This is a genomic window from Streptomyces sp. NPDC056480 (assembly GCF_042795405.1).
Taxonomy (GTDB): Bacteria; Actinomycetota; Actinomycetes; order Streptomycetales; family Streptomycetaceae; genus Streptomyces.
Genome location: NZ_JBHTSA010000005.1, coordinates 90,839 through 117,622 on the forward strand (window position 1 = coordinate 90,839; position 26,784 = coordinate 117,622).

Here is a 26,784-nt window from a genome sequence, read left to right on the forward strand (position 1 = left end):
CACACCATGTCCACCGCCTCGAAGACGAGCACCGGCACGGCCGTGCCGTCGTCCCGCGTGCCCGCGGCCCCCGTCCCCGTCACCGCCGCGCCTGTCACCGCCGTCACCTGCCTGGAGGACCGCGCCCACGTCGAACGCGCCGTCGAACTGGACCTGGCGGGCGGGGTCCAGCGGCTGCGGCTCGGGCCCGTCAGCACGCTGGCCGTCGACCGTACGCTCCATGCCGAGTTGACCTCCGGCAACCCGGCCACCGTGCTCGACGTACGCGTCGTCCGCGGCTGGGAGCCGCGCGCGCCCCGGCGGCCTGCCGCCGACGACTCCGCGCTGCGCCACCGCGCCCACGCCCTCGACGAGGAGCGACGGGCCCTGGAGCAGGGGCGCGACCGGCTCCGGACCCGCCTCGACGTGCTCGGCCGGCTCGCCGCCGATGTCCTGCGGGACATCGGCGAGGGAGCCGGCTCCGGAGAGTCCGAAGGGCCCCGCTGGATCCGCGAACTGGACCGGGTCGACGCCGAGCGCGAGAGGTACGCGGAGCGACTCCGTACCGCTGACGCCCGGTTGTCCGCGCTGTCCGCCGAACTCGGCGAGGTGCGGCGGGCCGTGGACGCCACCGAGGAGGAACCCGCCGAGCTGGTCGCCCATGTCGAGCTGACCGTCGACGCAACGGCCGCCGGGCCGGTCGGGCTGCGCCTGAGCCACCTCGTCCCGTGCGCGCTGTGGCGGCCCGCCTACCGGGCCGTGCTCGACGGCGGCTCCGTGACCCTCGAGACCGACGCGATGGTCTGGCAGCGCACGGGCGAGGACTGGACCGGTGTCCGGCTGACGCTGTCGACCGCAAGGTCGGCGCTGGCCACCGAACCGCCGTCGCTGGGCGAGGACCGGCTGACGCTCAAGGACCGTACGGCGGCGGAGCGGCGCACGGTCGACGTCGAGCTGCGCGAGGAGGACATCAGCGACCTGGGGCCCGTCCCGGTCCTCGGGCTGCCCGGTGTGGACGACGGCGGCGAGACGCGGGTGCTGCACTCCCCCGCGCCGGTCTCCGTGCCCTCGGACGGCCGCGCGCACCGGGTGCCGCTCTCGGCCTTCAGCACCCCGGCCGGCAGCGAGTACGCCTGCTCGCCCGAGGTGTCTCCGCTGGTCACCCAGGTGGTGCGGTTCGACAACACGTCCGGGTACGTGCTCCTCGCCGGACCCGTCGATCTGATCCGCGGCAGTGGCTTCGCCGGCCGGGGCACTCTCGAGTTCGCCGCCCCCGGCGCCCCGGTCGAACTCGCCTTCGGCAGCCGCGACGACCACCGGGTGGTCCGGGAGACGGAGGAGACCCGGGACACCACCGGGCTCACCCAGCGGACGGTGGTCACCCGCACGGTCCGGCTGCACGTCTCCCGGTTCTCGGCGCCCGGGGAGTCGGACGACCGGGTGGTCGCGCTCCGGGAGCGGATCCCGGTCTCCGAGGTCTCGGCGGTGGAGGTACGGCTCCGCAAGGAGGCCTGCTCCCCGGCGCCCGACGCGGTCGACGCCGAGGGCATCGCCCGCTGGGACGTCACCCTGCCGCCGGGCGGCCGGCGCACGGTCACGCTGGTGTACGAACTGTCGGCGAGTTCCAAGGTCGCCGGGCTCTGACCCGGGGGCCGACGGCGGAGGGCGGGCGGAGCACGCCGAAGGCCGAGGGCGAGGGCGGAGGACCGGAGGCCGAGGGCGAGGGCGGAGGACCGGAGGCCGAGGGCGAGGGCGGAGGGCCGGAGGCCGAGGTCACCGTGGCGGGTTCGGTGCGCCCGCCGCCCTCCCCGGAGCGCACTCCGGGCACAGCCCCCAGTAGGTGACCTCCGCCTCGGCCACCGTGAAGCCGAACCGGTCCTCGGCCGGGAGGGCGGCCAGCGCGGCCACCGGGTCGCCGGTCGGGTGGACGTCCCGGACGGTGCCGCAGCCGGAGCACACCAGGTGCTGGTGCGGGCGGTGCGCGTTCGGGTCGTACCGCTTCGCACGGCCGTGGACGGAGACCTCCACGACCTCGCCGAGCCGGCCCAGTTCACCCAGGATGTTGTAGACGGTCGCCCGGGAGATCTCCGGCAGCCGCTCCGCCGCGCGGGCGTGCACCTCGTCGGCCGTGAGATGGACGTGCTCGCCGTCGAGGACCTCGGCGACGACACGCCGCTGGGAGGTCATCCTCCAGCCGCGCCCCCGCAGCCGCTCCAGCAGGTCGCTCATAGGATTTCACCTTTCTCGTATGAATTCCGGGTCCGGGAATGTCGCCGGCCGCCGAACAGGTCCGCCGGCGCCTTTTCGGATTCCGCCCGCTTGTTACGCGGCGGCGCCCTGCGTGTTCTCTTAGCAGTGCGGTCCCCGGTGCGCGACCATACGGACGCCGAGTCGCCGTGCTCGACACCTGAAAAGCAGACGACGTCACGAGCATGCGGCCGGCAGACGGAAACATCGCGACAGGAAGAAGGACGTACGTGTCCGGCAGCGAAAGCGAGAACCCGGCAATCCCCTCCCCGGCCCCGAAGGAGACGCGTCCCAGGACGAACCGGGACTGGTGGCCGAACCAGCTGGACCTCACGGTCCTCCACCAGCACTCGCCCCAGGCCAGCCCGATGGACGAGGGCTTCGACTACGCGGCGGAGTTCGCGACCCTGGACGTCGACGCGCTGAAGCAGGACGTCTTCGATGTGATGACGGCCTCGCAGGACTGGTGGCCGGCCGACTACGGCCACTACGGGCCGCTCTTCATCCGGATGAGCTGGCACGCGGCGGGGACGTACCGCATCGAGGACGGCAGGGGCGGCGGCGGTTCCGGCGCGCAGCGTTTCGCGCCGCTGAACAGCTGGCCGGACAACGCGAGCCTCGACAAGGCACGCCGGCTGCTCTGGCCGGTCAAGCAGAAGTACGGCCGGAAGATCTCCTGGGCCGATCTTCTGGTCTTCGCCGGTAACTGCGCCATGGACTCCATGGGATTCAAGACGTTCGGATTCGGCTTCGGCCGTGAGGACATCTGGGAGCCCGAGGAGGTCTTCTGGGGCTCCGAGGACACCTGGCTCGGCGATGAGCGCTACAGCGGAGACCGTGAACTCAGCGGTCCTTTCGGTGCCGTGCAGATGGGCCTGATCTACGTCAATCCGGAAGGCCCCAACGGAAATCCGGATCCGATCGCCGCGGCCCGCGACATTCGCGAGACGTTCGGCCGGATGGCGATGAACGACGAGGAGACGGCCGCGCTGATCATCGGCGGTCACACCTTCGGCAAGTGTCACGGCGCGGTCGATCCCACGTGCATCGGTCCGGAGCCGGAGGCCGCCCCCATCGAGCAGCAGGCCATCGGCTGGCGCAACACGTGCGGCAGCGGCAAGGGCGCAGACGCGCTCACCAGCGGCCTGGAGGGGGCCTGGACCACCGCGCCGACGAGGTGGGACAACGGCTTCCTGGACAACCTGTTCCGGTACGACTGGGAGCTGACGACGAGCCCGGCGGGCGCCCGGCAGTGGACGCCCACGGACCCCGCGGCCCAGGGCACCGTGCCCGACGCCCACGATCCGTCGAAGCGGCACGCTCCGATCATGCTGACCACGGACCTCTCGCTGAAGCTCGACCCGGTCTACGGACCGATCGCGAAGCGCTTCCACGAGAACCCGGAGCAGCTCGCGGACGCCTTCGCCCGCGCCTGGTACAAGCTCCTGCACCGCGACATGGGGCCCGTCTCGCGGTACCTCGGCCCGTGGATCCCCGAGCAGCAGTTGTGGCAGGACCCCGTCCCCGCGGTCGAGCACGCCCTTGTCACGGACGCGGACGTCGCCGGCCTGAAGCGCCGGATCCTCGACTCGGGGCTCTCCGTCTCCCAGCTGGCCACCACCGCGTGGGCGTCGGCGGCGAGCTTCCGCGGCACGGACAAGCGGGGCGGCGCCAACGGCGCACGGATCCGGCTCGCACCGCAGAAGGACTGGGAGTCCAACGCCCTTCCCGAGGTGACCGAGACGGTGGCGGCCCTCGACCGGATCGGGCAGGAGTTCAACGGCGCCCAGTCCGGCGGGGTACGGATCTCGCTCGCCGACATGATCGTCCTGGGCGGCTGCGCGGCCGTCGAACAGGCCGCGCAGAACGCGGGGCACGACATCACCGTCCCGTTCTCGCCCGGGCGCACGGACGCCTCGCAGGAGCAGACCGACGTGGAGTCGTTCGCCGTGCTCGAACCGCGGGCCGACGGGTTCCGCAACTACCTCCGGGCGGGCGAGAAGCTGTCGCCGGAGACCCTCCTCCTCGACCGCGCGAACCTGTTGACGCTGACGGCGCCCGAGATGACGGTCCTCGTCGGCGGCATGCGGGCGCTGAACACCGGCTTCCGCACGTCCCGGCACGGGGTGTTCACCGACCGGCCGGAGTCCCTGACCAACGACTTCTTCGTGAACCTGCTCGACATGGGCACGGAGTGGAAGCCGTCGGCGGCCACCGAGAACGTCTACGAGGGGCGGGACCGCGGCACCGGCGAGGTCAGGTGGACGGCCACCGCCGCCGATCTCGTCTTCGGCTCGAACTCCCAGCTCCGTGCCCTGTCGGAGGTCTACGGGTCCCGGGACGCGGGCGAGAAGTTCGTCCGCGACTTCGTGGCGGCGTGGAACAAGGTGATGAACCTGGACCGGTTCGACCTCTCCTGACCCGTACCCGGGCCTGCCCCGACCGCCCGACAACCGGCCGGGGCAGGCCTGGGCGGGCCTCCTGCGCCCCTGGGCCCCTCACTCCTCCAGGAGACGACGGGCCTCCCCGAGAAGGCGCAGGAGTTCGGCCCGCGCGGGGTCCTCGGGGGCGGCGGGCTCCGCCTCGCGGGGTGCGTGGGTGGTGAGGACGTGCAGGGCGACGGCGGCCTGCCGGGCGAAGAGGCTCAGCAGGTCGAGCTCGGACAGGCTGGACCGGGCCTGCGGAGACGGGTCGAGGACCTCGAGTACGCCGAGGACACGGTCTCCGTGCACGAGCGGCGCGGCCATCAGGGCGTTCGGCACGAAGCCGGTGGACCGGGCGACGTCCCGGTCGAAGGACGTGCTGTCGTGCAGGTCGTCGACGACCATCGGTTCGCCCGAGGCGGCGACCCAGCCGGCGATCCCCCGGCCCGCCGGGAAGCGCCGGCCCACCAGGAACTCCTGTCCCTGCCCGGAGACGGCCTCGAAGACGAGCTCGTCCGCCGCCGCCTCCAGGAGCAGGATGGAACTCGCCTCGGCGCCGAAGATGGCGCGCGCGGTGTCCACGACCGACTGCAGAAGTTCCGCCATGGCCGGATCGGGCCGGGGTGCGGAGGGGACGGCGGGGGCGATCGTCTGAGCCATGGGGGTTCCCTTCCGGCGCCGGTCGTTACCGGCTGCCGTGGACACGGACGTTGGCGGCGGACAGGTACAGGGCGTTCTTCAGCTGGAACGGCGTCAGCCGGGGCCGGCTCGACAGGATCCGCGCGCAGAGCCCGGCGACGAACGGGGTGGCGAAGCTGTTGCCGGAGGTACGGATCGACGTACCGCCGAGCCAGGCCACCTGCACCCGCTGGCCGGGGGCGAAGAACTCCACCGGAGGCTCGGGGTTGTACAGGTGGAGGTCCGGGTCGTCCTCCTGGTGGCTGCCGACCGAGATCACCGAGGAGAAGCGCCAGGGGAAGCTCTCCACATGGGTGTTGTGCGCGGAGGCGACGATCACGATCCGCTGGAAGTACGCCTCGTCGGCCAGCTTCCGCAGTTCCTCCACGAAGCGGTCGCGGCTGGTGGAGAGGCTGAGGTTCACGACGTCGAAGCGCTGGCGGACGGCCCACCGGATCCCTTCGAGGAGGATGTCGCCGCTGCCGGAGAACCGCTCGCCGAGCACCCGGACGCTGGACAGCTCGCAGTCCGGGGCGGTGCGGCGGATGATCCCCGCGCAGGCGGTGCCGTGACCGCAGGCGTCGCCCTCGTCGGTCTCCTCGACGTGGACGCCGTCGTCGTCCTTGAACACGCGCCAGGAGCGGGCGACGGGGCCGACCATGGGGTGGTCGCGTTCGACCCCGGAGTCGACCACGCAGACGCGCACGCCGCGCCCGGTCCCGCCGAGCAGACCGCCCTCGGGCGGCTCCGGCGGATGGTCGGCCTCCACGGGTACGTCGTCGGGGCCGCGGCCTCGGAGGCCCCAGGTGAGTCCGGGGGCGGGGGCCGAGGCCGGTCGCCGGCCAAGGGTCATCGCTGGGTGTCCTTTCCGGTTCCGTCGGCCGCCGCGCCGACGGATTCGGTCCCGTCGGTCCGGCGGCCCTGGCAGCGCAGGGCGACGGCCTCGGCCTCGCGCGCCGCGGGGAGGTGGCCCTTGGCGGCGAAGCTCCACCGGGCGCGCACCGCCGCCTCGGCCGCGTCCTTCGTGTGTCCCAACTCCAGGGCGGTACGGGCCGCGTCGAGCGCGGCGAGACCCTGGACGATGGGCGAGTCGGTACGGACGGCCGTGGCGAGCGCCCGCTCCGCCAGGCGGGTGGCGGTCGCGGCCTCCCCTCGTACCGCGGCGATCCGGGCACGCAGTCCGTCGAGGTCGGCCGACTCGGCGCGCGGCCGGACCGCTTCGGACCGTCCTCCCGGCGGTTCGAGCGCGACGAGGGTGTCGTGCGCGGTACGCCAGTCGCCGAGGTCGAGCCGGATGCGGGTGGCGTCGAGGAGGGCGCTGCGCAGGAGCCCGGTGGCGCCCAGCGCCCGCGCGGCGGCCGCGGCCCGCTCCAGGCCGAGGAGGGCCTCCTCGCGGCGGCCGGCCAGGTCGTCGACGGTGGCGGTGAAGAGGGGCAGGAAGGCGTCGGTCTCGGCGTAGCCGAGCCGCTGGGCGAGTTGCTCGGCCTCCGCGAGGCAGGCGAGCGCGCCGTCACGGTCGTCGTGGAGGGCGAGGACGACGGCCAGCGGGCAGTTGAGCGTCAGCCGCACGGCCCGGCGGCCGGCCCCCTGCTCGGCGAGCAGGGCGCGGCAGCGGGTCACGGCGTCCACGACGGGCAGCGGCCCGCGCCAGAGGGACACCCCCATGGCCCCGAGGGCGGCGGCCCGCTCGGGCTCGGCATCGGCCCGTACGGCATGGCCGAGGGCCCGGTCGAGCAGCCGCTCGGCCTCCCGGTGCCGCCCCTGCTCCTGAGCGTGCTGGGCGAGCCGCAGACAGGCCCGGGCCTGACCGAACTCGTCACCGGCGGCGGCGAAGACGGGCAGGGTGACGGCGGCGGCCTCGGCCGGTGAGTCACCGCCGGGGGCGATACGGAGCGTGGCGGGGGCGCCCCCGGCGCCGCGCTCCTCCTCCGTGCGGCTCACCGTCCCGGCCCGGCGGCTCTCCGACCGGCCGTCTGCCGACCCGCCGCCCGCCGCCCTGCCCACCGACCTGCCCACAGACGCGAGGCTCAGCCGGGCGTGCGCGGCCTCCACCGCATCGGGGGCGCCGCCCTCCACGGCGTGGGTGTCGCCGCCCGCCACGACATGGGTGTCGCCGCCCTCGGCCGGAACCTCGGCCAGGACTTCCTCGAGCAGTGCCCGGCCTTCCGTGACGCGGCCGAGGTCGAGCAGCGTCTGGCCGAGGCGCCGGCGCGTGGCCGCACGCCCCGGCTCGCCCGCCGCGTACCGGTCCGCGGCCCGGCCCAGCAGGTCGGCGGCCCATACGGGGTCGGCGTGGGCCAGTGCGAGACGACCGCCCTCCGCGAGGGCGTCGGCGGCGCGGCGCCGAAGCCCGTCGGTGTGCGCGTCCTGGGCGCCGAGCTCGACGCGGTAGCGGTACGCCTGTTCCAGATGGGCCCCGACCGCGGCGCTGCCGCGCCGGCGGACCGAGTCGAGGCGTGCCGCGCGTTCGTGCCGGTCGGCGCGGTCCTGCTTGGACTGGCTGGTGTGGACGACCTCCTGGATCAGCCCTCCGGCGAAGCGGAAGGCCCCGCCGTCCGGCCTGATGAGACGGTGACGGACGAGCCGGTGCAGGGTGGTGCGCAGCTCGGACGCGGTCCACGTCTCGGCGGGATGACCGGCGAGCGCCGTGAGTTCGTCCGCGGTGAAGTCTCCGCCGAGGACGGACGCCAGGCCGAGGGCCCGCTGTTCGGGCGGTTCGAGCGCGTCGATCCGGGCGCCGATGAGGGCCTGGAGGGGCAGCGGGACGCTGTCCGGGCCGACGGGGTTCCCCGCGACGAGCAGTTGCTCCAGGTGCAGCGGGTTCCCGCCGACCCGCGCCAGGACCCGCGGGGCGAGCGGCGCGCCGTCGGCCGCCTCCCCCGTCAGTTCGGCGGCGAGGAGCTGCGCTTCGGTGTCGGACAGACCGCCGAGCAGGACGGCGCCCGGGGCGAGTTCGGGCCGCACGTCGAACAGCTGGGGCCGGGTGAGCAGGACGATCAGGACGGCCGCGTCGGTGAGCGCGCGCAGGAGCCGGTCGAGGGCGTCGAAGAGCGGCTGCGCGGCCCAGTGGCAGTCGTCGATCACCAGCACGACGGGCCGGGTCCGGGACAGCTCGGCGAGAACCCTGGCGAGGGCCGCGCAGGTGTCCGCAGGGGACGGGTTGGGAGTCCCGTCGAGGAGCAGGCCCTGATGGAGCAGGTCCAGTTCGGGCGACGGCACGACCGCGTCGACGCTCTTCAGCAGCCCGGCGACGGCTTCCGCGAGCGCCCCGAGACTGGGCTGCTCGCCCCGAGCCCGGCAGCGCCCGACGCCGTAGCGGGGGGCGGGCGCCTGGAGCGGGGCGGGAGCGGCGGGCGGAGCCTGGAGCGGGGCGGAAGCGGCGGGCGGAGCCTGGAGCGGGGCGGAAGCGGCGGACGGAGCCTGGAGGGGGGCGGGAGCGGCGGGCGGAGCCTGGAGCCGGGCGGGAGCCTGGAGCGGGGCCGGCGTGGCGGGCGCCTCGGGGTCTGAGGCGCGGGCCGGGCCCGTCGCCGGCGCGTGGGGCGTGGGGAGCACCGGCGTCCGTCCGTCGATCCGGCCCGCGACTGTCGCGCGGCGGACCCACTCCCGTACCAGACGGGTCTTCCCCTGGCCCGCCTCTCCGACCACCACCAGGCGGTCGACACTTCCCCTTCGCGTCACCCGGGTCAACACCTTGTCCATCATTGTCAGTTCGTGCGCACGGCCGACGAAGCCGACGTCGAAGCGGCGCAGGGCCTCCGGACCGTCCTCCTCGTCCAGGGCCATCAGGCGGTGCGCCGCCACCCGGTCGCTCTTGCCCTTGAGGAGCAGCGGGCCCGTCTCCGTCGTCCGGATGCCCGGCCCGGCGGCCGCCAGGGTGTCGGGACCAAGGAGGATCTCCCCGGCCGCCGCGTTCTGTTCCAGGCGGGCGGCCACGTTCACCACCTCGCCCGAGACCATCGCCTGCCGCTGCGTGGCCGAACCCGTCACCGCCTGGCCGGTGTTGATGCCGATCCTCATCTGGAGCCGTACCCCCACGGCCTCCTCGAGGCGCGCGTTGAACCCGGCGAGCGCCTCCCTCATCGCCAGCGCCGCGGAGGCCGCCCTCCGTGCGTCGTCCTCCCGGACCGTGGGCACGCCGAACACCGCCATCACCGCGTCCCCGATGAACTTCTCCACCGTGCCGCCCTGCTCCTCGATCCTCAGCCGCATCAGGTCGAACCAGCGGAGCGTCACCGACCGCAGCGTCTCGGCGTCCAGGGCCCCGGAGAGCGCCGTGGAACCCACCAGGTCGCAGAAGAGGACGGTCACCACCTTGCGGCCCGTCGGCCTGGCCGTGGCCGGCCCGGGAGCGCACGGGCTGCCGCAGGACGGGCAGAACCGGGCTCCGGGCGGCAGGGCGCTCCCGCACGAGGCGCAGGGCATGGATTCCTCCGGTGAACGGGGGGACGGTGGGACAGGGGTTCGACGGGGTCGCTCGACCGCCAGGGGCGGCGGTGCGCCCCCGCGTCAGAACAGCGCGCCGCCCGCCACGTCCGCGTGGGCCTGGACCTCGGGCGCCGCCGCGTCGAGACGACCCCTGATGTCGACCAGCAGGGCCAGCTCGTCCGGCGTCAATGCCCTGACGACGTCCTGCTGTTCCTCACTCAACGCGTCCACGTCGAAGCCGGCGGCCGCAAGTGCCTCCAGGGTGGGCTCCGTGCCGTGGGGGGTGGCGTCGTCGGCGGTCATGGGTGTCCTCCGTTGTCCTCGGCGAGGGAAAGGAACAGGCGGGTGAGCAGGTTCGCCGTGTGCAGCGCGCTGACGGAGACGGCCGTCTGCCGGGCCGGGGTCGGCGCGAGCGCGTCGAACACCCGGTACAGGTCGTCGAGATGCCCGCCGTCGAGCTCCGCGTGCTCCCTGAGCGTGCGGAACGCGCCGCCCGGCAGCCCGGTGACCTCGGCGAGGCGGCCCGCGAGCCGGGGCCCGGGGGCGTTGCCCTCCAGGACCGCGATGTAGCCGAGCAGGGCCACGGGGTGCTCGTGCTCGATCCGGTAGTACTGCGCCCCGGCCAGTTCCACGACGATCGGGTGCGGCGCGGCCGCCGGACCCGCACCGGCGGCGGCCAGGTCGTCGAGCAGCCAGGCGTCATGGTCGCGCTCCTCCTCGGCATGGCGGAGGTAGTACGCGGCGAGGCGCCGCGCGGCGGGGTCGCCGGGCTCGGCCGCGCACCGCTCGGCCGCCCGTACGAGAAGCGGCACCGAGGCCCGTACGAGCGGATGCATGGCGGCCAGGTAGCGCACGTACCGCTCCCGCAGGCCGTCCGGTCGCCAGAGCGCGGCGGTCGCGGCCCTCAGGACGGGGGCGGTGGGCATGAGCTTGGTGCGGAGCGCCAGGGACGCGGTGACCGCGTCGGTGGGTTCGGCGGCGGGGGTGCTTGTCACGGGGGCCGTGGCTGCGGCCGTCGTGTCCGCGGCTACGGCTGCGGTCGTTGTGGCTGCGGCTGCGGTCGTCGTGGCTGTGGCCGTGGCTGTGGCCGTGGCTGTGGCCGTGGCTGTGGCTGTGGCTGTGGCTGTGGCGTTCATCGGCTGCTCCTCGCCTGCGCGGTTGGCGACGCCTGGGTGGGTCGGGGCTCGTTCGTGACCACGCCTTCCTCTCCGGACCGCGGGTCGACCAGGTGCGCGTAGCGCGCGCAGCCCATGCGCCGCACCAGGGCGGCGGGTCCCGCCGCGCGCTGCTGCGCCGCGGTGAGCCGGTCGAGGAGTTCGCCGACGCGACCGCCGGCGTCCCGGGCCGCGCCCTCCAGGACGCTCGGGCGGTCGGCGAGCGCGTGACAGCTGCGGCAGTAGCCGGCCGGGGCGGGCCCGGTCTCGTAACGGGCGTGCAGCCGACGCGGGCCGACCGCGCGCAGCATCCGCAGCACCGGCGAGCCGAGGGAACGCTCGCGGACGGTCGGCCAGTCGTCCTCGGCGATGTGTCCGAGCCGCAGGTGCGGGGGAACGGGACGCCGGTCGACGGTCCACTGGTTGCAGCAGGCCGCCACGGTCCCGTCGAAGGCGACCACCGGCCAGGCCGCGAGGGTGCAGGGCGCCGCCAGGCCGTCGTCCGGTCCCGGCGGTGTCGGCCGGACGAGGCCGGCGGCGCGGCCCAGCGGCCGCACCTCGTTGACCAGCATGGGCATGCTGGCACCGAAGACACGGCGCACGTCCGCGACGACCTCCGCCAGGTACGGGTCGCCGACGTCCGCGCCGGTGCCGGGATCCGTACCGGTGCCGGTGCCGGGACCAGTGGCGGTGCCGGTGCCCGTGAGGTGGATGCTGGCGGGGACCCCGGCGTCGAGTACGGCGCGGAGGGCGCGCAGGACGTCCGCGCGCGGGACCTCGCGCTCGTGATGGACGTCCAGGCTCGCCGAGAAGTGGTCCAGGGCGGTGATCGTCCGCATGATCCGGTCGGGGACGCGTCCCCCACGGGCGAAGAACATCCCGCTGAGCAGCGCCACCCGGGATCCCGCGGCCTGTGCCAGGCGGGCCACGCGCGCGGCCGACTCGGGGAGCAGCAGCGGTTCGCCGCCGGTCAGCATGACCACCTCGGGGCGGTCCTCGGCACCGAACGAGCCGATGAAGTCCAGGAGTTGTCGCAGGTCCGGCTCCTCCGACGCCGCCATGGACGAGGCCGTGGAGCAGTGCGCGCAGCTCATGGGGCAGCGGCGGGTGAGCGCCACGAGGAGACCACCGCAGGGCACCGGCCGCAGGCCGACGAGCTCTGCCAGCTCCATGTCCGTCTCCTCCTCGTCGAGTTCGCTCCGCGCCCGGCCCCCGGAGAGTTCTCCCGGAGATCGCTGCCGGCGCGCTGTCAGGACGCCGTCGGCCGCACTCGTACCGCGCGCGGAGCGTTCCTGGATCGTGCCCCCGGGCGGCAGGCTTCCGGTTCACGAACGCCTGGTGAACGGTTAAGTCGCAGGTCCGGCGGGGTGCGGAAGGCCCCGGAAGGGTCCGGAGGAGAGTGCGGACGTCCTGCGGACGGCCGGACGGCGGTGGCCCGCGGGGGCATCGGCCCACGTCACGGGGTCGTACCGCGTCCGCGCCCTCGACGCATACCGGCGTCGAACCGACGACCAGGCGTTCCCATACCCGCCGTTCGTACGTTCTTCTCAGCCGGCGCAGCGACGCCGTCCAAACGAGGAGGACGAACATGCCCGAGAACACGAACCCGAAGCCGGTCGAGGACGAGGACATCGAGGTCGTGGCGCACGGGGAGGCCGAGGAGGACGAGGCCGGCTGCATCATCAACAACTCCAGCGACATCTCCTGACGCGACTCGTCTCGTCCTGAGTACCTCGCGGGCCACCCGGTTCTCGGCGCATCACGCCAGGAACCGGGGGGCCCGCGGCCACTCTCGGCACGATCACCGCCGTCCTCGGCCTTCCGCCCCGGCACCCTTCGCCATCCCACCGTTCAGCCCTTCGCCTCTCGCCCTTCCCCTCTCGCCCTTCCCCTCTCATCCCTTGCCTTCGCCTTTCCCCTCTCGTCTTGCCTTCCACCACCCGCCCGACCCCGAGGGAGCGCGCACGTCGTGAAGATCCTGCTCTGCCCGCTCAGCGACGGCGGCTACCTCTACCCGGTGCTCGCGGCCGGCCGCGAGCTGCGTCGCCGCGGGCATCACGTCAGCGTCCTCGCCAGGTCCTCCGCCGGGCCCGTCGTCGCCGAGGCCGGGCTGCCGTGCGCGGTGGCCGAGGACTTCGGCGGTCACCGGGCGTTCTCCGCCACGTGGTGGGGGAAGACCGGCGCAGCGCAGTACCGGGCGATACTGCGCGCCGCGCGGGCGGCACGGGCCGATCTTCTCGTCACCTCGGTGCTGTGCAACGGCGCCCTGCTCGCCGGCGAGGCCCTGGACGTTCCGGTGGCGGTGGTCGGGCTCTCGGTACACCTCTGGGACTACCGGAGCGGCGGCGGCGGGGAGCCGCACCTGGGCAGGACCCGGGAGAGCCGGACCCGCGACAGCCTCGACCTCCATGCCGCAACGCGGGAGGAGGTCGGCCTGGCCGGGCGCGCCTCCCGTTGGGAGGACGATCCGCTGCTCGGTGACGCGCTGCTGCTCCGCGGGGATCCGGCGCTCGAGTACCCGGGCGCGGAACTCCCCGAGCGGGTGCGGTACGTGGGACCGCTGGCCTGGGAACCAGCTCCCGAGCAGCGCGAGTTGGAGGCGGTCGAGGAGGTCCTGGAGCGGACGGGCCGGGGGAAGCCCCTCGTCTACGTCCACCTCGGCCGCTTCTTCGGCGGCCGGACCCTCTGGCCGCGGCTCAACGAGGCCTTCACCGGCGGGCCGTTCCGGGCGGTGGTCGAGCAGGGCAGGTCCACCGACCCCGCGCCCGCTCCGGAGGCCGACGTCCTGCTCGTACGGAAGCCCTGGATGGGACCGCTCGTCGACGCGGCCGACCTGGTGCTTGCGAACGGCACCTCGGCCCCGGTCCTGTCGGCCCTCCTGCGCGGCCGCCCCCTGGTGCTCTCGCCCAACGGGTCCGAACAGCCGCTGCTCACCGGTGCCTGCGTACGGGCCGGCGTGGCCGTGCGTGACCCGAAGACCCCGTCCGTGGACCTGTCGGCGCTGCTGGAGTCGGTGGCGCGCGACGAAGGACTGCGGACCCGAGCCCGCGCGCTCGGCGACAGGCTGGCCGCGGTGGACGGCGCGGCCCGCGCGGCCGACATCGTCGAGCGGGTGGCTCAGGCATCCGCAACCCCGAAGGAGAACCATGAGTACGCGATCAGTCGGCCTCGATGAGGCCGTGGCGAGTCTGTCCATGGGTACGCGGCACTGGATCGCGCGACGGGCGGGGTACCTCGACTCCCCCGCCGGACACGCCGAACTGCCGGTGACACCCCGCGTCAAGGCCCTTCTGCAGCTCGCGCTGCTCTGCCGCTACTGGGGAGCGTCCGCGCCGGCGGAGACCGCCCTGCGCGAGGCCACCTCGATCGTGGAACAGGCCTGGCAGCGGCCCGACTTCCCGCATCTCCTCACCCTCGACGGCCGGTACGCCCGGCAGTTCGAGCTGATGTACGCCGCCCTGGCATCCGCCGGGAGCGTCACCGACGCCCCGCGCGCCGTCCTCGCCCGGCTGAAGGACGACGGATACCTCGCGCCGCGTTCCAAGGCCCCGTACCTCCACCTGGAGGCGAGGTTCTACGCCGATCTCGCGGGAGCCGACCACGCGTTCGCCTCGTACGACGAGCTGTACGCGGCCAGCCTGCCCGCCCGGGCCGGCACCCTGCCCGTGGCCGACCTGGACGCCTGTGTGGTCACCCACACCGTCTTCTACCTCAGCGACTTCGGCCTCCGTGACCCCGGCCTGACCGACGAGGCCCGCGAGCAGGCCCTCCAGGTGGTGGAGCGACTCACCCACCACTGCCTGGGGCTCGGCGAATGGGACCTCGTCGGCAAGCTCGTGCTCGCGCAGTACTGCCTCGGTGCGGATCCCCTCGGTACGCCCTCCGGGGCGGCCGGCATCCGGATGCTCGCCGAGGTCCAGGCGCCGGACGGAGCGATCCCCGGGAAGTCCGTCGTCAGGCGCGCCCCGGCGGACGCCACCCCCGTCCAGTACTTCCGGAAGTCGTACCAGGCGACCCTCGTCACCGCGCTCACGACGCTGGTCATCGGCCGCGGCCGCCCGGTCGCGGTCGGCGCGCCCCCCGGTCGCTCCACCGCAGGGGCCGCAGGAGCAGGAGCCACAGGAACCGCAGGAACCGCAGGAACAACGGCCGTACAGGAGGCCACACGGTGAGCATCGACCAGGCGATGGGTGTCGACCGGCAGCCGGCGCACTCCGCCCCACCGGCCGGCACCGGCCTCGCCGACTCCGGCGCCCGACTCCTCCGGGGCGACAGCACCTGGTGGTTCCTCGGCCCTGGCGGCGTCGCACGACTCGCCGACCGCCATGTCACCCCTGACGGGGGCCTGCGCCCCGAGGCCGAGCAACGGCTGCGCGAGAGCGGCCTGTTCACGCCCGCCACGGTCCGTTCCTACGCCCTGACCGTCCTCACCAGCACCCACTGCAACCTGGGCTGCGGCTACTGCTTCCAGAACACCGCGCAGGACCTGGCGGGCGGGAGCCGGCCGCCGCGGATCGCCCGGACCAGGCTCACCTCGGAGACGATCACCTCGATCCTCGGATTCACCGAGCGACGGATGGCCGCCGTGGGCCTGGAGAAGCTCAGGATCCTCCTGTTCGGGGGCGAGCCCCTCCTCAACCCGCGCGGATGTCTCGAACTCCTGGAGCGGGCCGCGGACATGGCTCCCACCTCGGCCTGGATGATCTCCAACGCCACCCTGCTCACGCCGTCCCTCGCCCGTCGGCTCCACGACCGCGGTCTGACCTCCGTCCAGGTCACCTTCGACGGCGACCGCGACGACCACGACCGGATCCGGGTCGGCAGGGCGGACGGCAGCGGCACCTTCGACAAGATCGTCCGCAACATCGTCAAGGCATCCGAGGCCACGCCGCTGCGGTGGACGCTGCGGGTCAACGTCTCCCAGGAGACGTTCCACGGCGTCGACACGCTGATCGACCGGCTGGCGGCCGCGCTCGACCCCGCCCGCTGCACGCTGTACTTCGCCCGGATCGGCGATGTCGGCGTCGGATACGCCAACAGCCTCCTGCACACCGGTGAGCTCTCCTCCGCCTTCACACGGTGGCAGCGCAGGGCCCTCGACCTCGGCTTCACCGTGAACCGCCCCGGCGGCCGGAAGACCTGCGTCACCTGCGGTCACACCGACGGCCGGTACGGCGCGGTCGTGAGCGCGGACGGGACCCTGGCCAGCTGCTGGGAGACCGCGGGCAAACCCGACTGGGAGGTCGGCACGGTCGGCGACGGCTACCTGCCCAGCGCGGAGACCGGTGACCGGTGGATCGCCTGCCAGGACCTCTACAGCTACGACGAGGACGCCCGTACGCTCGCCAGGTTCCGCGACACCGTCGACACGGCCCTGCTCGACCACCTGCACGAGACCGGGCGGCTCTGACCATGCCCCCCTCACTCCTGGAACAGCTCTCCGCCGGCGCGCTGGACTGGCTGGGCGGGAACCTCGACCACTTCGACCCGTTCTCCGCGACCACCGGGGCCACGACGGCGACCGGGTCGGCACCCCCGTCGTCGGACCGACCGGCGCCCCGCGGAAAGGCCAAGGCCGCACTGGAGTTGGGGCTGCTCTGTCACCGCGCGGCCCGGCCGGCCGGCGCCGCCCCGGACCCCTTGAGCGGGGCGACCGCACTCGTACGGAGGCTCTGGCAGGATCCGGACTTCCCTCGGCTCTTCGACGACAGTCCCGCGTACGCCTCCACGTACCGGCTGGTCTACGCCGCGCTCGCCCCCGACGGAATCGACGACACACCGCGCCGGGAGGCGCTCGCGCGGCTGGACCCCGGCTTCCTGTCACCGGACGGGAAGTCGCCGTACCTGCGCATCGAGATCCGCTACTACGCGGACAAGGCGGGTGTCCGCCACGGCGTCGAGCCGTACGCCGAACTCCTCCCGCAGAGCCCGCTCGTCGCCCTCCGCGCCGCCGGCCCCGGGCTCGCTGCCGGGAACGCGCGGAGCACGGTGGAGCCGCTCACCGTCCCGCAGGCGTACGCGCTGACCCACACCGCCTTCTACCTCGGCGACTTCGGCCGCACCGACCCCCGCATCACCGGAGCCGACCTGGCCCACGCACGGGACCTCACCCACCGGATGCTGCTCCACTGCGTCACCCGCGATCTCTGGGACCTGGCGGCGGAACTCGTCCTCACCCAGTTCGTCCTGGGCGAGGATCCCCTCCGTACGCCCTCGGGAGCCGCGGCCGTGGAGTGCCTGGCGCGGGCCCAGCGGCCCGACGGGGCGATCCCCGGAAGGTCGGCGGAGCTGAAGGCCGCGCCGCGGGTCACCGCCGGCGAGTTCTTCCGGAAGGCGTACCACACGACGCTCGTGACGGCCCTCATGGCGTCGATCGTCTCCTCACCGAGGTGGGCCTCATGACACCACGCCTCACGCTGATCAACCGCGACTACACCCGCCTCTGGTTCGGCCAGGCCGTCTCCTCCGTCGGGGACGCCGTCTTCAGCACGACGCTGGTGCTCTGGGTGGCGACCGTACTGGCCAAGGACGAGTCATGGGCGCCGATGGCGGTCAGCGGCGTCCTGATGGCGTCCAGCGTCGCCGTCCTGGTGATCGGCCCCCTCGCGGGCGTGTTCGTCGACCGCTGGGACAAGCTCGCCACCCTGCTCCGCACCGAGGTGGTGCGCGGGGCGCTCGTGGTGGTCCTGACCGTCGTCTCCTTCCTGCCGACCGACGCGCTCCCGGCAGGCGTCTGGCTGGCCCTGGTCTACGTGACCGTGCTCCTGCTCCACGCGGCCGGCCAGTTCTTCTCGCCGGCGCGCTTCGCGATCCTGGCGGACCTCGTGAAGGGGGACGCCAACCGCGCCCGCGCCGCCGGCATCGGTCAGGCGACCGGCGAGACCGCCTGGATCATCGGCCCTCCGCTCGCGGCGCCGCTGCTGTTCGCCGCCGGCATCCAATGGGCCCTCCTCTTCAACGCGTTGTCCTACGCGGTGTCGTACGTGGCGATCCGGTCCATCGACGTACCCGCGTCGGCGGTGGCGGCGGACAGCGGGAAGCCCGCTCCCCGGCCCCTTCCGAAGGGCTCGGGACCGGCGGGGCGGAAGCCCAGCCTCGGGCGGGAGTTCGCGGACGGTGTGCGGTTCTTCGCCCGCAGCAGGTTCCTGGTCGTGCTGCTTCTGCTCGCCGTGATCGGACAGTTCGGGATCGGCGCGCTCAGCACCCTCAACGTCTTCTTCACCACCGACAACCTCAGCGCCGACGCCCACCTCTACGGGTACATCGGCATGGCGATGGGAGTCGGCGGCATCACGGGGGCGTTGAGCGGGGGCCGGGTCGTGCAGTGGCTCGGTGCACGCCGGAGCACCTGGATCAGCCTCCTGGTGAGCGGTGTCCTGCTGATCGCCTACTCCCGGCAGACCACCTTCCTCGGCGGCATCGCGCTGCTCTTCGTCTTCACGGTTCCGCTGACCGTCCTCAACACCGCGATGGCGCCGCTGCTGCTCGCGGCGGCGCCCCCGGACCTCCGGGGGCGGGTGATGGCCGTGTTCTATCCGGTGACGAAGCTGGCGTCGATGCTCGCCGCGGTTCTGTCCGGCTGGCTCGCCGGCTCGGTCCTGACGGACGTCGCGGGCTCGGTCGGGGGTGTCCGGTTCGGACCCATCGACACGATCTTCGCGGTGTCCGGGTTGATCGTCGTCCTGTCGGGCGTCTTCGCGTGGCTGGCGCTGCCGGGCACGGAGGACGCGCGGAAGGTGAGGGGGAAGGGGAAGGACGTCGCCGTGGGCCCCGGGGAGGCGGCTTTGGAGAGCGCGAGCGAGCCCGAGGGGGACCGCGCCGGAGAGACCGCGGGGACGGGTACCGGCCCGGGTACCGGGACGGATGGCGGGTCGGGGGCCGGGGCCAGGACGGATGCCGGGTCACATGCCCGATCGGGGTCCGAGAAGGTCTCCGAGATCTCCGAGACGGCCGCGGAGAAGCCCGTGGAGAAGCCCGTGGAGATTGTTTCCGCGCTCACCGTCGACGTCACGTCCTCGGCCGCCGGGTCCCGCGGCCACCGTCCGCCCGATCACGAACGAGGGAGACCGGAGTGACCACCGACGCCCGACGGACACGGCGCCCGTACCCGCACGCCGAGCGGCAGGACGTCGTCCAGGAGCTCCACGGGGTGCGCGTCGCGGACCCGTACCGCTGGCTCGAGAACGCCGAGACCGCCGAGACGCGCCGCTGGAGCGCCGAGCAGGAGGCCCTGTACGCGGCCGAGCGGGCGGCCCTGCCCGGCCGTGAGCAGTGGGAGGCGGCGGTGGCGGCGCTCGGCGCCGGCACCCGTGTCCGGTCGCCCAAGGTCCGCGGCGGCAGGGTGTTCTGGCTGCGGCAGGAGGCCGGCCAGGAGCATCCGGTCCTCGTGGTGGCGGACGCCGGAACGGGGACGACGGCTTCGACCTCGGCTTCGGCCTCGACCTCGGGCTCGACCTCGGGCTCGACCTCGGGCTCGACCTTGTCCTCGTCCTCGGAGCGCGTCCTGCTCGATCCCAGCGCCCTCGACCCGTCCGGTCGTACCGTCCTCGACGCCTGGGAGCCCTCCGCGGAGGGTGATCTGCTGGCCTACCAGGTCTCCCGGGACGGCACGGAGGACTCGCTGCTCCGGGTGATCGACGTGGCCACCGGCGAGGTCGTGGACGGGCCGTTGGACCGGGTGCGGAAGTCGTCGGTCGGGTGGCTTCCCGGTGGCGGGGCGTTCTACTACGTGCGGCGGCTGGACCCCCGGCTGAACCCGGGCGAGGAGCGCTACCACCGCAGGGTCTGTCTGCACCGGGTCGGCACGTCACCGGACGCGGACGCCGTGGTCTTCGGCGAGGGGCGGGACAGGACCCAGTTCTACAGCGTCTCGGTGACCGGGGACGGCCGCTGGCTCGGCATCACGGCCACGCTCGGCACCGGCCGCGGGACGGACCTGTACCTGGCCGATCTGACGGCCGCTCCGCTCGACCGTCCGGTGCTGCGGCCGGTCCAGGAGGGCAGGGAGGCCGCCACCCGGCTGCACGCCGTGCCCGGCACGGGCCCGGCGGACCCGGTGTGGCTCCGCACCGACCGCCACGCGGCGCGCGGTCGTATCGTCGCGTGTCGGCCGGACGAGCTCCACCTGGGCCCCGACGCCTGGCACGAGGTCGTCCCCGAGCGGCCGGACGCGGTGCTGACCCACCTGGTCGTGCTCTCCGGTCCCGAGCTGAAGAACCCGCTCGGTCTGGCCGCCTGGACCCGCGACACCGTCGCCGAGGTCACCTTGCACGACCTGGTCGAGGGCCGGCGGGTGGCCACGGTGCCGCTGCCGGGCACCGGCGCCGTCGGCGACTTCTCGGCGGCGGCGTCGGGTGGTCACGAGGCGTGGTTCGCGTACACGGACTTCGTCACGCCGGTACGCGTACTCCACTTCGACGCGCGTACGCGCCGCCTGACGCGCTGGGAACGGGACGCGGCCGCCGCGGCGGCCGACGGTCCGACGACGAGCGGTCCGGCGGTCGGGCGGCCGGCGGGGGGTCCGGCGGCGGACGGTCCGGCGGTCGGGCGGCCGGCGGCGGGCGGCGCCGTGACCCGTCAGGTCGCGTTCCCGTCGCGCGACGGGACGACGGTACGGATGTTCGTGATCTCCCCCGGCGGGCAGCCGGACCGGCCGCGCCCCGCACTGCTCACGGGGTACGGCGGCTTCGGCCGCACGATGTCGCCCCGCTACCGTGCTCAGGTCCTGGCCTGGGTCAGGGCGGGTGGGGTGTTCGCCTGGGCGGGGCTGCGCGGCGGCGGCGAGGAGGGCGAGGCGTGGCACCGGGCCGGGAGCGGTGAGCACAAGCAGAACACCTTCGACGACTTCGCCGCGGCGGCCGACCGGCTGATCGAGGCGGGCTGGACCGAGCCCGGCCGGATCGCGATCATGGGCGGCTCCAACGGCGGTCTGCTCGTCGGTGCCGCCCTCACCCAGGAGCCGGGCAAGTACGCCGCCGTGGTGTGCTCGTCCCCGCTCCTGGACATGGTCCGCTACGAACTGTCCGGTCTCGGCCCCAGTTGGACGCCGGAGTACGGCAGCGCGCAGGACCCGGCACGGCTGCCGGTGCTCTTCGGCTACTCGCCCTACCACCGGGTCACGCCCGGGACCGCGTACCCGGCGGTGCTGCTCACCGCCGCGGACGGCGACACGCGCACCGACCCCCTGCACGCCCGCAAGATGTGCGCCGCGCTCCAGCACGCCACGTCGGGGGCCGGCCCGATCCTGCTGCGTCTCGAACACGGCGTCGGCCACGGGGACCGGGCCGCGTCCCGCGCGGCGGCACTCCAGGCGGAGTGCCTGGCCTTCCTGGCGTCCCACGTGGGACTCCCGGCCCCGGGCTCCACCGCAGGTGCGCCGCCTCGGTGACGTCAGGCGCCGACGCGTCACGGCCTCGACGCGTCGGCGCCGCACTCACCCGGTGCGCGCCCCCGACGGGCGCCGTCCCGCCCGCCGCCCCTCCGTCGGCTACGTCGGCACCGGAGTCCCGTACCCCGCGCCCCGCGCGTACAGCCGTATCAGGTGCGGCATGTCGTACTGCGCCGCGTGCGCGGTGACCTCGCCGCCCGGTGACGTGACCATTCCGGCGTCGATGAGCGCCTCCACCACCCTCACCGCGTGCCGCTCGTCGCAACCGAGCGCCTCCGCCGCCTCCGTCAGGCCGAACGGGCCGTCCCCCGTGCCCGCGGCGAGCCGGCCCGCGTCCCTGCCCCGCTCCTCCGGGAGCGTCTCCCAGCCGTGGGCCAGCCGCTGCCGTACGGACACGTCCCCGGCGGTCAGTTCGTCCAGGGCGCCGCTGGGGTCCGTCAGCCGGTCGGCGAACTCCCGCAGCGGTACGTGGCGGAGCACCGCGAGCCGCATCCCGCTCACCCGGACCGCGAGCGGGGACCCGCCGCAGGCCCGTACGATCCGCAGCGCGGCCTCCCGGTCGGCGCGCACCCGCCGCGGGCCGACGAGCCCGGCGAGGAGCTGTACGGCCTCGGCCGCTTCGAGCGGCGGGACGGTGATCCGGTGCACCGGTGCGAGACCGCCCAGCTGACCGCGCGCGGTGAGCAGCACCCTGCCCTGTCCGCCGCACGGGAGCAGCGCTCGTACGGCGCGTTCCTCGGGTACGTCGTCCAGGATCACCAGCACCGGGTGGCGCGCCAGCCAGTCCCGCCACGCCTCGGGAGTCGACAGTCCGGTCCGGCCCGTCCGTTCGCCGAGTTCCGCGAGCACGGCGGAGACGGGTCGGGGGCGGCCGTCCGCGTCCCGCAGGGAGATACAGAGGCGCCCCTCGGGGAATCTGCCGGCGAGGAGGTGGGCGGCTCTCACCGCCAGCGTGGTCTTCCCCGATCCCGCGGGGCCGGACAGCAGCACGACGTCGCCCGCTTCTCCCGCCTCGCCCGCGCCGGCTGCACCGGCCCCGCCGCCCTCCAACAGGTCGAGGACGTCGTGGAGTTCCTCGCCGTGTCCGGTGAAGTCGACCAGGTCGGGCGGCAACAGCACGGTCGCCTTCGACGGGGCGGCGAGTCTCCTCGCCGGCGTCCCGCCGGGCGTGCCCGCCCCGGGCGTGCCCGCCCCGGCCGTGCCCGCCCCGGCCGCCCGGGTGTCCCCGGCGAGGATCGCCCGATATCGGGCGGCCATGGCGCCGCTCGGTTCGAGGCCCAACTCCCGTGCCAGCAGCTGTCGGTAGTCGTCGTACACCGCGAGCGCCTCCGGCTGCCGGCCCGAGGCGCTCAGCGCGCACATCCAGGCGGAGCGGAGCCGCTCCCGCAGCGGGTGCCGCTCCACCAGGTCGCGCAGCCCCTCGACCACGGCCGGCGCGCCGCCCAGCTCGAGCTCCGCCTCCGCCCAGCTCTCGTACGCCGTCACATGCCGCAGCCGCAGCCGCTCGGCCTCCTCGGCCAGCGTGGGCGACTGACGGAGGTCGTCGCCCAGCGGCGGTCCCTGCCACAGGTCGAGGGCCTGCCTCAGGAGCCGGGCGGCCGCCCGGGGCGGCTGTCCCTCGGCGGCCCGCACCAGGGTGCGGAACCCCAGGAGGTCGAGTTCCTCCTCCGCCGCGCGCAGTACGTATCCGCCTCCGGTGTGGGTGAGCCGTGGCCGGTCCCGGGGCTCCTGGTCGTCCGGCCCGAACAGCGCGCGGAGGGCGCTCACGTACACCTGGATGTTCTTGCGGGCGGTGCGAGGGGGTTCCTCAGGCCACACCGCCTCGGTCAACGCGTCGACCGATACCGGGGAGTTGACGGATGCCAGGAGCGTCGCCAGCACCATGCGCTGTTTCAACGGGCCCAGATGCAGAGCCTGTTCGCCCCGGGTGACCGTGAGCGGGCCGAGGACGGTGAAGCGGAGTGTGCCGGGTGAGGCGGCGGGCTGCGCGGACGGACTCGGCATCGAGCGAACCTCCGTATGGTGACGGGAGTTGGTCGGTCTGCTCGATGATCCGCCGCGCCGGACCTTCACACATCGGTACCGAACCCTCACAGTCGTGCCGCCGCCGAGCACGTCCTGGGGGATCCGACCCCCATGGGTTCGGGAACGACCCCCATCCCGGGTTCGCCGAGCCCCCACCTCGCCGGTCCGGCACCGGACCGGGAGCGCGGGCGGCCGGCCGGTTCCGGATCAGGCCGACGGCCGTCGGGACGCGATCCCGGCCGGTCCCCCGTCCTCGGCGCGCTCCGCGGACAGCGCGCACAGCGCCGAGCGGTCCGCACAGCCGGTCTTGGCCATCAGGCTCGCCATGTGCTTCTCCACCGTCCGGGGCGAGATGCACAAGCGCTGGGCGATCTGCAGATTGCCTGGACGCTCCATGAGCAGGACGAACACCTCGTACTCGCGCGGCGTGACACCGGCGGTGCGCAGCTCCGCGGGGATCCGTTCCCGGCCGCCCCTGCGCTGGGGCACACTGACGCCGGCCTGCCGCAGCAGGGCCCGGCAGGCACCGGCGACGGGCTGCACGCCCGCCTCGTGGAAGTACTCCTCGGCCGTCCGAAGCCAGCTGACCGGTTCGCCCCAGGAGTCGGCGAGCGCCGCCTCCGCGACCAGCCGCAGGGCGAGGTGCCAGGCCTGCGGGAACACCGCGGCCGCGCGGCCGGCCTCGTCCACCGCGCGCCGGGCGCCGTCCGGGTCGCCGTCCCGGCCGCGCAGGACCGCGTCCGCCACCCCGAGGAACATCCGGTTCCAGGCCAACTGCCCGCCGGGGGAGGCGAGCGCCTCCCGGTACGCCTCGCGGCCCCCGCCGGCCCCGGCCTCCCCGCCGGCCCCGGCCTCCCCGCCGGCACGATCCCCGTCGAGGATCCGCAGCAGGGGGCGGAGCCCGTACCGCCCGCTGAGGTAGAAGAAGCTCGGATGCTCCCGCTCCCAGGCGAGCGCCGTGTCGAGTTCGGCCGTGGCCCGTCTGCGGTCCTCCGCCATGAGTGCGCCGATGGCCTGACAGAGTCCGCGTTGCAGGGGAACGAGCATCGATTCCTCGCCGCCGGCCCGGCGGAACCGGGCCAGGGCCCGTTCCTGCTCGCGGCCCCTCCCCTGGTGGGCGGCGAGCGCGGCGTCGACGAGGAGCAGATAGCGGTGCGCCGACAGGTTCTGGAGGCGGGCGCTCGCCTCCACGGAACGGTCGACGATCTCGCGGGCCCGCTCCCATCGACCGGCGAGGACGCTCTGCATGGCGAGCAGTCCGTCGACGGTCTGGAGCACGGTGAGCGAGCCGAGTTCGAGCGCCGCCGCGCGGGCGGTCTCCAGCTGCGTCGCCTCCCCGGTCCGCATGAACGCGTTGGTGCCGAGCCGTACCAGCGCCTCGGCGCGCGACACCGCGAGCCGGTGCTTCTCCGCGACCTCCAGCATCCGCACCAGGCAGGCGTCGGCCTCGTCGAACCCTCGCTGCCGGGACAGCAGGGCGAGGAGCTGCCAGGCCTGGCAGGCGACGACGGGCCGGCCGCGCTGCTCCGCGGTGAGCGCGGCGCTTCTGGCGGAACGTTCCGCCTCCTTCAGCCGCTCGCGGCCGTCCCGGCCGGCCCGGCCCCGTCCGCCGCCCTCTCCGTCCCGGCCGGCCCGACTCCCCGGGTCGCCTTCGCCGTCCCGGCCTTCCTGCTCCGGCAGGAGCGCCAGATGGCCCTCGACGACGACGAGCGCCGCCTCCTGCTCCGGGCGCGGCTCGGCCCCGAGGAGGGCACGGGCCGCCCTGATCCGGCGCCGCGCCTCCTGCTGCTGCTCGGCCATCGTCGCGACCCAGGCCACCTGGGTGTGCGCCTGGGCCCGTTCCTCCGCCGCGGGGGAGCCGACGGGCACCGGGGCCAGGTCGTCGAGGAGCGCGGATGCCACGTCAGTTCGCCCGGACTCAGCCTGGGCGATGGCCAGTTGGACCGTGACCTCGTCCCGTTCCGCGTCGGCCGCGAGGCCCCGGGCCCGTTCGAGGAGCACGGCGGCCGAGCCCGAGGCCCCGGCGTCCAGCATCTGCCGGCCGACCTGGGCGAACTGCCGGGAGGCCGCCACCCTGTCACCGGCCGCGAGTCGCAGCGTGGCCACCAACTGGCTCTGTTCCCCGGACAGTTCGCCCGGACGGTCGCAGGAGAGCGACGTGAGGGCCGATTCCTCGATCGCCTGGGCCGCGCGGCGGGCCAGCGCGGCCTGCTCGGCGGGCGGCAGCGACGCCCTGAGCGCGTCGGCGGTCAGGACGTGGCGGAAGGTGTAGTGGTCGTGGGCCGCACCGTCCGGGGCGATGATCCCGGCCTCGGAGGCGGACCGGAGGTGGGCGAAGAGGGCCCGGTCGTCGAGCCCGGTCACCGCCCTCAGCGCCCCGACCGAGAACCGGCCGCCGAGCGTCGCCGCGATGAGGAGCAGCTCGCGCACCGGTTCGTCGAGCCGGGCAAGACGGCGCGCCCAGCTGCGTACCGCTCCCGTGGGAACCGTCGCCTCGCCGTGATCGGCGAGGAGCCATCCGCCGTCCGCTCTGCTCAGCCGCCCCATGTCCAGCAGGTCGGCCAGCAGCACCTCCACGAGGTACGGGTTCCCGCCCGCCCGCTGCGAGAGGTGCCGATGTGCGGCCGGGGGCACCTCGCCCGGGGCCGCGTCCAGACACGCGTCCACCATGTGCCGTACGGCGGTCTCGTCCAGCGGCCCCAGCTCCGTCACCGATGCGGTGTTGCGCAGCTCGGCGGCGAGCGCGAGGTCCAGCGCCGGTCCCGGATCGGGCCGGAGCGTGCCGACCAGCAGGACCGGGAGGTCCGCCACGTTGTCGGCGACGTACTCGACGACCGCGATCGTCTCGGTGTCGGAGTCGTGCAGGTCCTCCAGGAGGATCACGCAGCCGCGCTCGCGCCCCAGCACGGCGAGCAGCCTGAGGAGCGCCTCGGCCAGCTCGACGAGCGAGATCGCGTAGCCGGGCGCCGTCGCGGCGGCCCGCCATTCCGGCACCAGGCCGGCCAACGCGGGCCGGTAGGGGTCGAGTTCCGGATCGTTCGGTGCGCCGGCCGCCCGGAACCGCGAGGACAGGGCCTCGACCAGGGGACGGAAGGGGACGACGAGCCCGGTGGACGTGGCGCGGCCGCGGAGCACCGGCATGTCCCGGTCGTAGGCGCGAAGGGCGCACTCGCCGGACAGCCTCGACTTGCCGATCCCCGCCTCGCCGACGAGGAACACGGCCCTTCCGGCGCCCCTCCGGGCACTCTCCAGGGCCGCGTCGAGTAACTCGATCTCGGCGTCCCGCCCCACGATGACCGACGACGTCGCACGCATGTCCGCAGGCTACTTGATCCTTTTCGTGCACGGCAGTGGGGCGGGGGGCCCCCCGCCCCCCGCCCCGCGCGCCGCCGGACACCCGGCTGGTGGCCGGGGTGTTTGGGGGGGGCCACCTGGCGGCCCGGGCCAGATCGGCCGGGCTGAGGAG

17 protein-coding genes are annotated in these 26,784 nt (G+C 74.4%); 8 read left to right on the plus strand and 9 right to left on the minus strand.

Annotated elements, in window-relative coordinates; genetic code table 11:
- The first annotated feature begins 6 nt into the window (after positions 1 to 6).
- Complete coding sequence (locus ACFQ79_RS04475; protein ID WP_383579330.1) at positions 7 to 1,623, plus strand: mucoidy inhibitor MuiA family protein; 1,617 nt, start codon at positions 7 to 9, stop codon at positions 1,621 to 1,623.
- Positions 1,624 to 1,752: 129 nt separating this feature from the next.
- On the opposite strand, the gene ACFQ79_RS04480 is transcribed toward ACFQ79_RS04475, so the two are convergent.
- On the minus strand, positions 1,753 to 2,208 hold the full coding sequence (locus ACFQ79_RS04480; RefSeq protein ID WP_383579331.1) for a Fur family transcriptional regulator: 456 nt from the start codon (positions 2,206 to 2,208) through the stop codon (positions 1,753 to 1,755).
- A 248-nt stretch (positions 2,209 to 2,456) separates the two neighbouring features.
- On the opposite strand from ACFQ79_RS04480, the gene katG reads away from it, so the two are divergent.
- Complete coding sequence (katG, locus tag ACFQ79_RS04485) at positions 2,457 to 4,646, plus strand: catalase/peroxidase HPI (protein ID WP_383579332.1); 2,190 nt, start codon at positions 2,457 to 2,459, stop codon at positions 4,644 to 4,646.
- Positions 4,647 to 4,724: 78 nt separating this feature from the next.
- Here katG and ACFQ79_RS04490 read toward each other — a convergent pair whose 3' ends face one another.
- The 6 genes from ACFQ79_RS04490 to ACFQ79_RS04515 form a co-directional block, all read right to left on the minus strand.
- Complete coding sequence (locus ACFQ79_RS04490) at positions 4,725 to 5,309, minus strand: GAF domain-containing protein (protein ID WP_383579333.1); 585 nt, start codon at positions 5,307 to 5,309, stop codon at positions 4,725 to 4,727.
- A 25-nt stretch (positions 5,310 to 5,334) separates the two neighbouring features.
- Positions 5,335 to 6,180 (minus strand): S8 family serine peptidase, encoded by an 846-nt coding sequence (locus tag ACFQ79_RS04495; protein WP_383579334.1) that lies wholly within the window; start codon positions 6,178 to 6,180, stop codon positions 5,335 to 5,337.
- Positions 6,177 to 9,749 (minus strand): adenylate/guanylate cyclase domain-containing protein, encoded by a 3,573-nt coding sequence (locus tag ACFQ79_RS04500; RefSeq protein ID WP_383579335.1) that lies wholly within the window; start codon positions 9,747 to 9,749, stop codon positions 6,177 to 6,179. The genes ACFQ79_RS04495 and ACFQ79_RS04500 overlap by 4 nt, the downstream gene beginning before the upstream one ends.
- Positions 9,750 to 9,833: 84 nt before the next feature.
- The gene (locus ACFQ79_RS04505) at positions 9,834 to 10,055 is read right to left on the minus strand and encodes an aroma-sacti cluster domain-containing protein (protein ID WP_383579336.1); all 222 of its coding nucleotides are present in this window, start codon (positions 10,053 to 10,055) and stop codon (positions 9,834 to 9,836) included.
- Complete coding sequence (locus tag ACFQ79_RS04510) at positions 10,052 to 10,747, minus strand: iron-containing redox enzyme family protein (protein ID WP_383579337.1); 696 nt, start codon at positions 10,745 to 10,747, stop codon at positions 10,052 to 10,054. Before ACFQ79_RS04510 ends, ACFQ79_RS04505 begins: the two co-directional genes overlap by 4 nt.
- Positions 10,748 to 10,884: 137 nt before the next feature.
- Positions 10,885 to 12,078 carry a radical SAM protein gene (locus tag ACFQ79_RS04515; RefSeq protein ID WP_383579338.1) on the minus strand — a complete coding sequence of 398 codons (1,194 nt, stop codon included), beginning with the start codon at positions 12,076 to 12,078 and terminating at the stop codon, positions 10,885 to 10,887.
- 797 nt (positions 12,079 to 12,875) lie between these two features.
- Here ACFQ79_RS04515 and ACFQ79_RS04520 point away from each other — a divergent pair.
- Genes ACFQ79_RS04520 through ACFQ79_RS04545 form a run of 6 tightly spaced genes read left to right on the plus strand, consistent with a single transcriptional unit; the run spans position 12,876 to position 21,293 of the window.
- Positions 12,876 to 14,081, plus strand: a complete 1,206-nt coding sequence (locus ACFQ79_RS04520; RefSeq protein ID WP_383579339.1) for a glycosyltransferase — start codon at positions 12,876 to 12,878, stop codon at positions 14,079 to 14,081.
- The gene (locus tag ACFQ79_RS04525) at positions 14,053 to 15,078 is read left to right on the plus strand and encodes a DUF6895 family protein (protein ID WP_383579340.1); all 1,026 of its coding nucleotides are present in this window, start codon (positions 14,053 to 14,055) and stop codon (positions 15,076 to 15,078) included. The genes ACFQ79_RS04520 and ACFQ79_RS04525 overlap by 29 nt, the downstream gene beginning before the upstream one ends.
- Entirely contained in the window at positions 15,075 to 16,316 is a 1,242-nt protein-coding gene (locus ACFQ79_RS04530; protein WP_383579341.1) for a radical SAM protein, read from the plus strand. The genes ACFQ79_RS04525 and ACFQ79_RS04530 overlap by 4 nt, the downstream gene beginning before the upstream one ends.
- Positions 16,317 to 16,318: 2 nt before the next feature.
- The gene (locus ACFQ79_RS04535) at positions 16,319 to 17,308 is read left to right on the plus strand and encodes a DUF6895 family protein (RefSeq protein ID WP_383579342.1); all 990 of its coding nucleotides are present in this window, start codon (positions 16,319 to 16,321) and stop codon (positions 17,306 to 17,308) included.
- Entirely contained in the window at positions 17,305 to 18,981 is a 1,677-nt protein-coding gene (locus ACFQ79_RS04540; RefSeq protein ID WP_383579343.1) for an MFS transporter, read from the plus strand. Before ACFQ79_RS04535 ends, ACFQ79_RS04540 begins: the two co-directional genes overlap by 4 nt.
- The gene (locus tag ACFQ79_RS04545) at positions 18,978 to 21,293 is read left to right on the plus strand and encodes a prolyl oligopeptidase family protein (protein ID WP_383579344.1); all 2,316 of its coding nucleotides are present in this window, start codon (positions 18,978 to 18,980) and stop codon (positions 21,291 to 21,293) included. The genes ACFQ79_RS04540 and ACFQ79_RS04545 overlap by 4 nt, the downstream gene beginning before the upstream one ends.
- Positions 21,294 to 21,392: 99 nt before the next feature.
- Here ACFQ79_RS04545 and ACFQ79_RS04550 read toward each other — a convergent pair whose 3' ends face one another.
- Both ACFQ79_RS04550 and ACFQ79_RS04555 read right to left on the minus strand, forming a co-directional pair.
- Complete coding sequence (locus tag ACFQ79_RS04550) at positions 21,393 to 23,297, minus strand: BTAD domain-containing putative transcriptional regulator (protein ID WP_383579345.1); 1,905 nt, start codon at positions 23,295 to 23,297, stop codon at positions 21,393 to 21,395.
- A 228-nt stretch (positions 23,298 to 23,525) separates the two neighbouring features.
- Positions 23,526 to 26,633, minus strand: coding sequence for a helix-turn-helix transcriptional regulator (locus ACFQ79_RS04555; RefSeq protein WP_383579346.1), 3,108 nt, complete (start codon positions 26,631 to 26,633; stop codon positions 23,526 to 23,528).
- Positions 26,634 to 26,784: the final 151 nt, after the last annotated feature.